Consider the following 10,663-nt stretch of genomic DNA (forward strand, 5'->3'; position numbering starts at 1 on the left):
GTGTCATCCCAGGAGGGTGCCGCCGCTGGCGTCGACGAAGGAGCCGGTGATCCAGCGGGCGTCGTCGGATGCGAGGAAGGCGATGACGTCGGCGACGTCCTGGGGTTCTCCGACCCGGTTGAACGCGGACAGCGCGGCCATGGCCTCGACGGCCTCGGGGATGTCGAACAGCGGGTTGCCGTTGCGGGTGATGCCGGGGGCGACGCTGTTGACGGTGATGCCCCGCGGGCCGAGCGCCTTGGCGTAGTGCAGGGCGAGCTGCTCGACGGCGCCCTTGCTCATGGCGTAGGCGATCTCGTCGGGGTTGGCGAACCGGGTCAGTCCGGAGGAGATGTTCACGATCCGCCCGCCGTCGGGCATGATCGTCAGGGCTCGCTGGATGATGAAGAACGGGGCCCTGGCGTTCACGGCGAAGATCCGGTCGAACTGTTCGGGTGTGGTGTCCTGCGGCTTGACCCCGCCCATCACACCGGCGTTGTTGACCAGGATGTTCAGCTCGGTGGAGCCGGTGCGTTCCTTCAGGCCCTGCTCCAGGGCGAGGAACAGCTCGTGCACGTCACCGGGGGTGCCGAGTTCGGCCTGTACGGTGAACGCCCGCCCGCCGTCCTTCTCGATCTCGGCGACGACCTCGGCCGCCGCGTCCTGGCTCGTGCCGTAGTGCACGGCGACGAGCGCGCCGTCGCGGGCCAGCCGGCCCGCGGTGGCCCGGCCCATGCCCCGGCTGGCGCCCGTGACGAGCGCGGTCTTTCCGGTCAGGTTGCCCATGTGCCCTCTCCTGCCCTTGTGTGTGCTGACATTGCGTGTGCCGGCATTGCGTGTGCCGGTACCGGGTGTGCCGGTGCCGGGTGTGCCGGTATGGGGTGTGCTGGTGCCGGGTGTGCCGGTACGGGGTGTGCCGGGTGGCCGGTCGGTGTGCGTGTGTGCCGGGCGCCCGGCCGGCGTGCCGGGGACGAACCAGCGGGCGAGCGCCGCCTGCAGGCCGTCCGGGGAGCCGCCCGCCCAGGCGATGTAGCCGTCGGGGCGTACCAGGACGGCGGGGTGGCCGCTCAGGGGGCCGCTGCGGCCGGCGTGTGCCGTCACGGTGTCGACGGCGGCGGACCAGGACCGCGCGGAGCGGACGAGGCGTGCACGCAGGTCCTCGTCGGGGGTGGTGACGAGCAGCAGTCCCCGTGCGGCGCGCAGCAGCCGGAGGGTGGTCGTGCCCGGGTCGAGTCGTACCTCGGGCAGCCGTGTCCCCACCGGCTCCGGTTCGTCCGCGGGCCCGTAGCGCACGTCCAGCCCGCTGATCATCCCGGCCAGATGCGCCCGGACGTGCTCGTAGGAGATCAGCTCCCCGATCACGGAGCGCAGCGCCTCCACCTCGGGCCCGCCGAGCAGCAGCCGGGCCTGCGCGCGGATGTTGGACAGCACCCGGCGTCCGATCTCGTGCCGTTCGTCGTGGTAGGTGTCCAGCAGGCCCTCGGGAGCGCGCCCGCGTACCGTCGCGGCGAGTTTCCAGCCGAGGTTGACCGCGTCCTGCAGGCCGAGGTTGAGTGCCTGGCCGCCGATCGGCATCTGCTGGTGGGCGGCGTCACCGGCGAGCAGTACCCGCCGGTCGCGGTAGCGCACGGCCTGCCGGGAGGCGTCGCCGAAGGAGTTGACCCACAGCGGGGTGCCGCCGGAGATGTCTTCGCCGGTGACCTCACGCCAGGCTGTGACGATGTCCGCGAAGTCGGCCTCACCGGCGCGTGGCGGTGTGCCGAACCGGTGGACCATCACCCGGGTGACACCGTCCCCGCGGCGGGCGGCGATCGCCAGGCCGTTCGGCAGGCGCTGGAACCGCCGGCCGGGGATGTCGATGCCTTCCACGTCGGCGCGGATCAGTTCCCGTTCGGCGTCGTTGCCGGGGAAGTCGATGGCCGCGAGCCGTCGTACGGCCGACTTCTCGCCGTCGCAGCCGACGACGTACGAGCCGGTGAACCTCACCTGCCGTCCGGCGTGCTCGGCGACGACCTCCACATGGCCGGGATGCTGGGTCAGGGACACGACCGTGTGGCCGCGCAGCACCCTCGCCCCGAGGCGGGCCGCCCAGGCGCCGAGGATCTCCTCGGTGTCCACCTGCGGCACCTTCCACTGCCCCGGGTGGGAACTGGGCAGTGTGAGGTCCATCGGAAGGCCGCCGAAGTGTCCCCTGGGTTCCTGGGGCGGCAGCGGGTCGCCGAAGCCGGCCGGGCCGTCGATCAGACCGCGCTGCTCGAAGATCTCCATGGTCCGTGCGTGCAGCGTGGACGCCCGTGACTGCGTGGTCGGGGCGTCCAGTTGTTCCAGCACGGTCACGTCGGCGCCGCCGAGCCGCAGTTCACCGGCGAGCATCAGCCCGACGGGTCCGGCACCGACCACGACGACGTGCGTATCGGCAGCGCCGGCGCCGGCCATGGGTCAGCGCCTCGCTTCGGCGTAGGCCTTGGCGTGGCCCAGGGTGGCGCGGCTGTTGGTGCTCAGTGCGGTGCGCACGTATTCGCGGGCCTCGGCCACGCCTGCCTCGGGCCCGAGGATCTTGTGGATGTTCTCGGGGCGCAGGACGACGGTGTGCTGCGAGGAGGCGAGGCTGCCGGTCTCCGTCTCGCGGAACGTCCAGTAGCCGGTGTGCAGGTTCATCAGGGCCGGCAGGGTGGTCTGCTTGTAGGCGATCTTCCGGCCTTCCAGGCAGACGCGGTAGGACTTGGTGGTGTGGGTGGAGCCGTCCTTGGCGCGGGTGTCCATCTCCAGGGTCTGCAGGCCGGGAGTGTCCTCGGTGAGCCGTACGGTCGCCACGTGCGGCAGCCGTTCGGACCACAGGCCGGCGTCGTTGACGAAGTCGTAGCAGTCCTTGGCGGAGCCGTCGACCTCGACGGTGTCCTCGAAGGAGAAGGTGAGTTCCTCCGACGCGGCGGCGAACTCGACGTTGGTCTTCAGGGCCGCGAGTTCCGAGCGGGAGTTGCGGTCCACGGCCTCCTCGATCCAGGCCAGGCCCGCGGGGTCGTCGTCGACGGCCGTGTAGTCGTGCAGCAGCCGGACCGAGGAGGTCTGTGCGTCGAGCGGCTCGATGATCCAGGTGCCGCCCATGGTGGCGACCGGCGGGGTGGAGACCTGCTGGCGGAAGGTGATCGTGAGGGCCTCGGGGTCCAGGACACGGCGGGAGGTCCAGTTCTTGGCCTCGCCGTTGGCGGTCGCCCAGATCCGGATCAGTTCCTCGTTGCCGGAGCGCTCCAGGTGGTCGACGTAGATGGTCGGCGGGAAGATCCGCGGCCAGTTCGCGACGTCCGCGATCAGCCGGTAGACCTCGGCGGCCGGAGCGGAAATCGTGATCTGGTGCTCGACTTCCCGCAGCTCGGATGGGGACATGGGTGAACTCCTCGGAGGGTGTGCGGTGGCGGCGGGGTCAGAAGTTGCCCAGGCCGCCGCAGACGTTGAGGGCCTGAGCGGTGATGGAGGCGGCGGTGTCGGAGGCGAGGTAACCGACGAGGCCGGCGACTTCCTCGGGCGTGGAGTAGCGGCCGAGGGGGATCTTCGCGGTGAACTTGTCGAGGATGGCGTCCTCGGTGGTGTCGTAGGCGGCGGCGTACCCGGCGCGGACGCGCTGGGCCATCGGGGTCTCGACGTAGCCGGGGCAGACCGCGTTGACGGTGATGCCGGTGGGGGCGAGTTCGTTGCCCAGGGCCTTGGTGAAGCCGACGACTCCGTGCTTGGAGGCGGAGTAGGGGGCGCCGAGGACCACGCCCTGCTTGCCGGCGGTGGAGGCGATGTTGATGATCCTGCCGCGGTTCTTGTGACGCATGCCGCCGGTGTTCAAAACGGCGCGGGTGAGGCGGAAGACGCTGTTGAGGTTGGTCTCGACGACGTCGTACCAGAGGTCGTCCTCGATGTCGGCGGTGACGCCGCCACCGGACCGGCCGGCGTTGTTGACCAGCACGTCGACGGTGTCGTAGCGGTCCACGGCGGCCTTGACGAAGGTCTCGATCGACGGTGCCGAGCGGACGTCGAGGACGGCGCCGTCGACGTCCAGGCCCTGGGCGCGCAGTTCCTTGACGGTCCGGGCGACGTTCTCGGCGTCGCGGGCGCCGATGAAGACCCGGTGGCCCTGCTGGGCCAGCAGCTGCGCGACCGCGAGGCCGATTCCGCTGGTGGCCCCGGAGACGAGGGCGACCCGCTGGTGCTTGTCGGACATGTCTGGTGCTCCCTTGTAGGCGCTGGTGGTCGTGTGTCTGCGGCTGGGCAGGGGTGTGTCCCGGTCCGGGGGGCGCCGGTACCCGGCTCAGGGGGTGCGGGTACCGGCGGCCGGCGGGACGGGGGCGGCGCGGGTCAGGCCGCGTCGGCGGTCTCGGCGAGCTGGGCGTTGACCAGGTCCAGCAGAGCGCGGGGGGTCTTGGCCTCGGTCACCACGCTGTCGTCGAGCGAGATGCCGTAGTCGCGCTCGATGCGGCCGCAGGTTTCCAGGATGGCCAGCGACTCGTAGCTGAGCTGCTCGAATTCGGTGTCGAGGATGTCACCGTCGAGGTCGACGCTTTCGTCGACGCCGGCGGCCTCCAGGAGGATCCGCTTGAGGTCGTCGAGGGTGAAGGGCTGGGTGGCCACGGGTGGGTCCTTTCTCTTCTGGGAATTTCGGGGCCCGGACACGCCCCCGGGAAGGGCCGGAGACGTTCACACCGGGCACCCGGACACGGGCACAGGCGCAAGCACAGGCAGCACAGGCGCGGGCAACAGGCCACGGGCACAGGCAGCACAGGCAGCACAGGCGCGGGCACAGGTGCGGGCACGGGCCGAGGCACGGGCACGGGCACGGGCACGGGCAGGGGCGCGGGCGCGGGCGCGGGCGCACAGGCACAGGCACAGGCGCGGGCAGGGGCGCGGGCGCGGGAGGGGCGAGCGGGCCGGACGGGCGGGCACATCCGGTGCCGGCCGGTCGGGGCGGCGGACGGGCGGGGCGCCGGTCCCGGTTCACGCCGTGGCCGCAGGCCGTGACCGGCCGGGTCCTTGCGGCCGGCCCTCGCAGGCGGCGGCGCGGGCGGGCCGTGGAGCCGTGGACGGCGGACGGCCGGGCGGGTGCCGGGCGGGTCAGGCCGAGCGGACGACGAGGGCCGAGTTGAAACCGGCGTGGCCGCGCGCCAGGACCAGAGCGGTGCGCACCTCCATGGCGCGCGGCTCGCCGGTGAGCAGGTCGAGGCCGTAGGACTGGTCGGGGTCGACGTTGGTGGTGGCCGGGACGACGCCGTCCCGGATGGCGAGCAGCGCCGTCGCCACGTCGAGCGGGGCGGCACCCGAGTAGAGCCGGCCGGTCATCGTCTTGGGTGCGGTGACGAGCACGCCGCGCGGCCCGAACACGTCGTTGAGCGCCTCGGCCTCGATCCGGTCGAGGTCGGGCACGGCCGCGGCGTCGGCGAAGACGACGTCGATGTCGCCGGCGTCCACCTCGGCGTCGGCGAGGGCGAGTTCGATCGCCTTGCGCAGTCCGGGCGGGCGGCCGGTGCCGGGCGCGGGGTCGAAGGTCGCACCGTAGCCGGCGATCTCGCCGTACACCCGTGCGTCCCGGCGGGCCGCTGCCTCCTGCGATTCCAGGATGAGGATGGCGCCGCCCTCACCCGGTACGTGGCCGGCCGCGGCGGCGTCGAAGGGCAGGTAGGCCCGGTCGGGTTCCTCCGACGTGGCCAGCCGGCCGCCGGCCAGCTGCGCCACCCAGCCCCACGGGCAGATCGAGGCGTCGATCGAGCCGGAGACGATGAGCTGGGTTCCCTTGCGGATCTGGCGGCGGGCGTGAGCCAGCGCGTCCAGTCCGCCGGCCTGGTCGGAGACGACCACACCGCTGGGGCCCTTCATGCCGTTGCGGATGGAGACCTGGCCGCTGTTGACGGCGTAGAACCAGGCGAAGGACTGGTAGGCGGAGACGTACTGGCTGCCGCGGCTCCACAGTTTCTGCAGCTCGCCCTGGCCGAACTCGAAGCCGCCCGAGGAACTGGCGGTGACCACGCCCATGTCGTAGGCGGGCAGTTCGGCGGGCACCACACCCGCGTCGGCCAGCGCCCAGTCGGTGGCCACCAGGGCGAGGCGGGTCATGTGGTCGGTCTGGGCGAGCAGCCGGCTCGGCAGATGGTCGGCGGCGGTGAATCCGGGGACCTGCCCGGCCAGCTTGGCCGGGTAGCCGGACGGGTCGAAGCGGGTGATACGGGCGATGCCGCTCTTGCCTGAGCGGCAGCCCGCCCAGTAGTCCGCCGTGCCCAGGCCGTTGGGAGCGGCGATGCCGATCCCCGTCACCACCGTCCGCGCAGTGGCCGTGCTCATGCCGCGCTCCTTTCCGGTCGGGCGAGCACCATCGCGCTCTGGAAGCCCCCGAACCCGCTGCCGACCGTCAGCACCGCGTCGGTGCGGTGCTCGCGTGCCGTCAGCGGCACGTAGTCCAGGTCGCACTCGGGGTCGGGCGTGTGCAGGTTCGCTGTCGGTGGCACCACGCCGTGCTCCATGGCGAGGACCGACGCGGCGATCTCGATCGAGCCGATCGCTCCGAGGGAGTGCCCCACCATCGACTTGATGGAGGACACCGGAGTGCGGTAGGCGTGCTCGCCCAGGCTCTTCTTGAACGCGGCGGTCTCGTGCCGGTCGTTCTGCTTGGTTCCGGAGCCGTGCGCGTTGATGTAGTCGATGTCCTCGGGGTTGAGGCGGGCCTCGCCCAGCGCGACCGTGATGGCCTCGGCCATCTCCAGGCCGTCCGGGCGCAGTCCCGTCATGTGGAAGGCGTTGCAGCGGGAGGCGTAGCCGGCGATCTCGGCGTAGATGTGCGCGCCGCGTTTCTTCGCGGCCTCGAGTTCCTCCAGCACGAACACCGCGGAGCCTTCGCCGAGGACGAAGCCGTTGCGGGTGCCGTCGAAGGGCCGTGAGGCGTGTTCGGGGTCGTCGTTGCGCGGGGTGGTGGCCTTGATCGCGTCGAAGCAGGCCAGGGTGATCGGGGAGATCGGGGCGTCGGTGGCGCCGGCCACCATGGCGCACGCCGAGCCCTCACGGATCAGTTCCACCGCGTGCCCGACGGAGTCCAGGCCGGAGGTGCAGCCGGTGGAGACCACCGTCGTGGCGCCCTCGGCGCCCACCGCCCACGCCACTTCGGCGGCGAAGGAGCTGGGCACCAGGTAGTTGTACAGGTGCGGGACGGCGTAGGTGTGGTCCACCAGGTCGAGCCGGCCGCCGTCGCTGACGACGCGGTATTCCTGGTCGAGGCCCATGGTGGCGCCGACCGCGCTGCCGATGGTGACACCGACGCGGTGCGGGTCGGCGCCGGACAGGTCGAGGCCGCTGTCCGCGAGTGCCTCGCGGGCGCTGACCACCGCCAGTTGCGCCGCCCGGTCCATCCGGCGGATCTCCTGGGGGCTCAGGCCGTGCTCCTGCGGATCGAAGTCGATCTCGGCGGCGACCCGGGAGCGGAAGGAGGACGGGTCGAAGAAGGTGATGCCGCGGGTGGCGGTGCGGCCTTCGCTGAGCAGGTTCCAGAAGTTCTTGGTGCCCACACCGCCGGGAGCGCTGACGCCGACTCCGGTGATGACCACTCGCCTGGCGCTCACGCCCGGCCCTCCCAGTCGTAGAAGCGCGTGGCGACCGCGTCGGCCGGAGAGCGCCACGTCGCCGGGTCGTAGGCCTGGATGAACGGCTTGAGGTCTTCGCTGATCTGCACGAAGCGCGGGTCGGTCTTGGCCGCCTCGATCAGCTGGCCGCCGTTGTCGGTGTCGAAGTCCTGCAGGTGGAAGTAGAGCCCTCGGTAGGCGAAGAGCTGACGGCGCCGGGTGCCCATGAGGTGGGGCATCTCGGTGGTGTCGAACTCCTTGAACAGGCGGGCCACTTCGTGGCTGCTGCCCGGGTCCATCCGGGCGACGATCAATGTGCTGTGCATGGTCTCTCCTTCGGGCCAGGGGCCGCAGGGGGGTGGGGTCGGTGGGGTCAGCGGGCCGGGCCGAACCAGCGCTCCAGGGACATCGGGAGATCGGCGTAGCTGCCGGGGGCGGCCCAGGCCACATAGCCGTCGGGACGGACCAGGACAGCGGTGGTGTCCTGCAGGACGCTGTCCTCGGGCAGGTCGGGGGCCGCCGCGACGATGTCGATCCGGTCCAGCCAGGGCCAGGCGCGGTCGTGGAGCCGGTCGTTGCCGGTGAAGTCCAGCAGCACGCCCCGCCCGGCGTGCAGGGCTTCGGTGCTGGAGGAGACCAGCTTGTGGCCCTTCAGCTTCACGTCGGGCAGCCGCCGGCCGAGCAGCGGGTGCGGTCCGCCGTCGAGGTCGTAGCGGATCTCCAGGCCGGAGACCATGGCCGCGAAGTGGCGGCTGACGTCGGGGTAGCGGATCAGCTCGCCGAGCACGTCGCGCAGCGGCTGGACCTCGGGCCCGGACAGGAACAGCAGGCCCTGGGCGCGGGTGTTCATCAGCAGGCGCTGTCCCACCGGGTGCCGCTCGTCGTGATATGTGTCGAGCAGCGGTTCGGGGGCCCGCCCGCGGATCACGGCGCCGAGCTTCCAGCCGAGGTTGACCGAGTCCTGGATGCTGGTGTTCATGCCCTGGCCGCCGGCGGGGAGGTGGATGTGCGCGGAGTCGCCCGCGAGGAACACCCGGCCCCGCCGGTATTCGGTGACCTGGCGGGTGGCGTCGCCGAACGACGACACCCACACCGGTTCGGCGTGTGAGATGTCGTCGCCGGTCAGCCGCTGCCAGGCCGCCGCGACCTCGTCCCAGGCGGGGGGTGTGTCGCGGCGCTGCGGCGGGGTGCCGCGCTCGCAGACGATCAGCCGGGTGACGCCGCCGGGCAGCGGGCCGACCATCACCATGCCGCCGGGAAGGGTCTCGCCGATCATGCGGGGCTGCAGTTCGATCCCGCGGACGTCGGCGAGGTACATCTCCAGCGTCGCGGCCGTACCGGGGAAATCGAAGCCGAGCGTCTTGCGGATCGTCGACCGGCCGCCGTCGCAGCCGACGAGGTACTCGGCGCGCAGGTGCTGCACCCCGTGGGGGCCGCGCACCTCGACCTCGACGCTGTCCTCCTTCTCCGTGACCGACAGGACCTCGTGGCGGCGCCGGATGTCCGCGCCCAGCTGCGTGGACCACTCCTCCAGCACGGTCTCGGTGACCGACTGCGGGATGCTCTTGGCGGCCTGGTGCGCCCCGTCGAGGACACCGAAGTCCACGGGCAGGCCGCCGAAGTGGCCCACGTTGCTGACGTCGATGTCCCCGAAACGCGGGAGCAGTCCGCGCTGGTCGAATATCTCCATGGTGCGGGCGGTGAAGCCGAGACCGCGGGACTCCCCGGTGCGGGCGGGCAGCTTCTCCAGGACGATGACGTTCACGCCCGCGAGCCGCAGCTCGCCCGCGAGCATCATGCCGGCCGGTCCGGCGCCCACCACGATGACTTGTGCGTCCATGACACTCCTCGGGAACAACCCGCCCTCCGGGCGGGGAAGAACGGGTCAGAGGCAGATCAGAGGTTCAGCCGCCCGATGGCCTGGTTGGCCACGTGGGCGGCCGCCGCGTGCCGGGGGTCGGGCGCGAGCGCCTCGTGCCGGACGGCGACCTCGGCGAGCTTGATGGTGTGTTCGTCACCGACCTGGACGGCTTGTGCGAAGACCTCCTGCACGCCGGGGGCCTGCGGCAGTGCCGCCGCCGGGGACGGCGTGGCGTGGAACCAGTCGAGCATCGTGCGGCTGACCGCCCGCGCGACCAGGTAGGAGGGCCAGCGCTGCTCGGGCGGCAGGTGCTCGGCCACCAGGCGTACGGCGGCGGGCCCGGTGACCGCGTGGATCAGCGGAACGGGGTGGTGGTGGGGGACGGTGGCGTAGATCCCGGCGTACTCGGCGACCAGATCGTCCAGGGCCCGTACGGCTGGGTCGCGGCCGTCGCCGCTGTCGGTGGCCGTCGGCGGGTCCGGCTGCGCGTCCGTGTCCGCCCGGAGGCCGCCGGCCGAGTAGCGTGAGGCCCAGTAGCCCAGGCCCTGCGCCAGTTCTCGCAGCTGGCGGCGGTTGTCACCGTCGGCGGCCGCCACCGCGCGGGCCGCGTGCGCGGTGCGGATCACGCCGTGCGTCAGCATCCCCGACATGCCGGGCAGCAGCCGCGGCCACCAGCGGGCGAGGACCTCGGTCCATGGTCCGCCGGTCAGTTCCCGCTCGAACAGAGCCGTCCAGTCGGCGACCCGGGAGAAGTCCCCGAGCGCCGCTTTCCAGTCCTGCGGGTCGGCCGGGTCGATGGTCCAGCGGCGCTCGGGCGCGTCGTGGTACCGGTACGTGCGCAGATTCCGCTCGACCCAGCCGGGGACCTCGTCGGCGTATCCCATGTGGGCCAGGGCCTCGGCGGCCATCGGGGCATGGTTGACGAAACTCCTGCCGTGCTCGAAGCCCACCGGACGCAGCCGCTCGAGTGCCTCGTTGACGGCGTCCGTGTAGGTGAGTGATGCCACGTCGATCAGTCCTTGATGTCACAGACCGCGGCGCCGGAGGAGAGGGCCTGGCCCGCCTGGGCGGCGAGCGCGGTCACGGTGCCGGACTTGTGCGCGTTGAGGGGCTGTTCCATCTTCATCGCCTCGAGGACCACGACCAGGTCGCCCTCCTCGACTTCCTGGCCTTCCTCGACGGCGACCTTGACGATGGTGCCCTGCATGGGGGAGGCGAGGGTGTCGCCGGAGGCGACGGG

Annotated in this window: 10 protein-coding genes; all 10 read right to left on the reverse strand. The window is 72.0% G+C overall.

The genetic code is table 11. The annotated features are described in order from the left end of the window. Positions 1 to 3 precede the first annotated feature (3 nt). Entirely contained in the window at positions 4 to 2,415 is a 2,412-nt protein-coding gene (locus VKA29_RS08775) for an SDR family oxidoreductase (RefSeq protein WP_324784689.1), read from the reverse strand. Positions 2,416 to 2,418: 3 nt separating this feature from the next. After that, the gene (locus VKA29_RS08780; protein ID WP_324784690.1) at positions 2,419 to 3,363 is read right to left on the reverse strand and encodes an aromatase/cyclase; all 945 of its coding nucleotides are present in this window, start codon (positions 3,361 to 3,363) and stop codon (positions 2,419 to 2,421) included. Positions 3,364 to 3,400: 37 nt separating this feature from the next. Then, on the reverse strand, positions 3,401 to 4,186 hold the full coding sequence (fabG, locus tag VKA29_RS08785; RefSeq protein ID WP_324784691.1) for a 3-oxoacyl-ACP reductase FabG: 786 nt from the start codon (positions 4,184 to 4,186) through the stop codon (positions 3,401 to 3,403). Between the two features lie 134 nt (positions 4,187 to 4,320). Beyond that, positions 4,321 to 4,593, reverse strand: a complete 273-nt coding sequence (locus tag VKA29_RS08790) for an acyl carrier protein (RefSeq protein ID WP_324784692.1) — start codon at positions 4,591 to 4,593, stop codon at positions 4,321 to 4,323. 480 nt (positions 4,594 to 5,073) lie between these two features. After that, complete coding sequence (locus tag VKA29_RS08795) at positions 5,074 to 6,294, reverse strand: ketosynthase chain-length factor (RefSeq protein WP_324784693.1); 1,221 nt, start codon at positions 6,292 to 6,294, stop codon at positions 5,074 to 5,076. Beyond that, positions 6,291 to 7,562: a beta-ketoacyl-[acyl-carrier-protein] synthase family protein gene (locus VKA29_RS08800; RefSeq protein ID WP_324784694.1), complete on the reverse strand. Its 1,272-nt coding sequence runs from the start codon at positions 7,560 to 7,562 to the stop codon at positions 6,291 to 6,293. Before VKA29_RS08800 ends, VKA29_RS08795 begins: the two co-directional genes overlap by 4 nt. Continuing rightward, on the reverse strand, positions 7,559 to 7,888 hold the full coding sequence (locus VKA29_RS08805; protein WP_324784695.1) for a TcmI family type II polyketide cyclase: 330 nt from the start codon (positions 7,886 to 7,888) through the stop codon (positions 7,559 to 7,561). Before VKA29_RS08805 ends, VKA29_RS08800 begins: the two co-directional genes overlap by 4 nt. A 47-nt stretch (positions 7,889 to 7,935) precedes the next feature. Beyond that, positions 7,936 to 9,402, reverse strand: coding sequence for an FAD-dependent monooxygenase (locus tag VKA29_RS08810; RefSeq protein WP_324784696.1), 1,467 nt, complete (start codon positions 9,400 to 9,402; stop codon positions 7,936 to 7,938). A gap of 56 nt (positions 9,403 to 9,458) precedes the next feature. Further along, on the reverse strand, positions 9,459 to 10,430 hold the full coding sequence (locus VKA29_RS08815; RefSeq protein ID WP_324784697.1) for a hypothetical protein: 972 nt from the start codon (positions 10,428 to 10,430) through the stop codon (positions 9,459 to 9,461). Between the two features lie 5 nt (positions 10,431 to 10,435). Beyond that, the coding region (locus VKA29_RS08820; RefSeq protein ID WP_324784698.1) for a biotin/lipoyl-containing protein at positions 10,436 to 10,663 on the reverse strand (228 nt) is incomplete at its 5' end.

Source organism: Streptomyces sp. H51 (assembly GCF_035656535.1).
Classification (GTDB): Bacteria; Actinomycetota; Actinomycetes; order Streptomycetales; family Streptomycetaceae; genus Streptomyces.

Coding starts and splice junctions, on each gene's coding strand:
- VKA29_RS08775 (WP_324784689.1), bottom strand. CDS start 2,415: ATGGCCGGCGCCGGCGCTGCCGATACGCACGTCGTCGTGGTCGGTGCC.
- fabG (WP_324784691.1), bottom strand. CDS start 4,186: ATGTCCGACAAGCACCAGCGGGTCGCCCTCGTCTCCGGGGCCACCAGC.
- VKA29_RS08780 (WP_324784690.1), bottom strand. CDS start 3,363: ATGTCCCCATCCGAGCTGCGGGAAGTCGAGCACCAGATCACGATTTCC.
- VKA29_RS08805 (WP_324784695.1), bottom strand. CDS start 7,888: ATGCACAGCACATTGATCGTCGCCCGGATGGACCCGGGCAGCAGCCAC.
- VKA29_RS08795 (WP_324784693.1), bottom strand. CDS start 6,294: ATGAGCACGGCCACTGCGCGGACGGTGGTGACGGGGATCGGCATCGCC.
- VKA29_RS08810 (WP_324784696.1), bottom strand. CDS start 9,402: ATGGACGCACAAGTCATCGTGGTGGGCGCCGGACCGGCCGGCATGATG.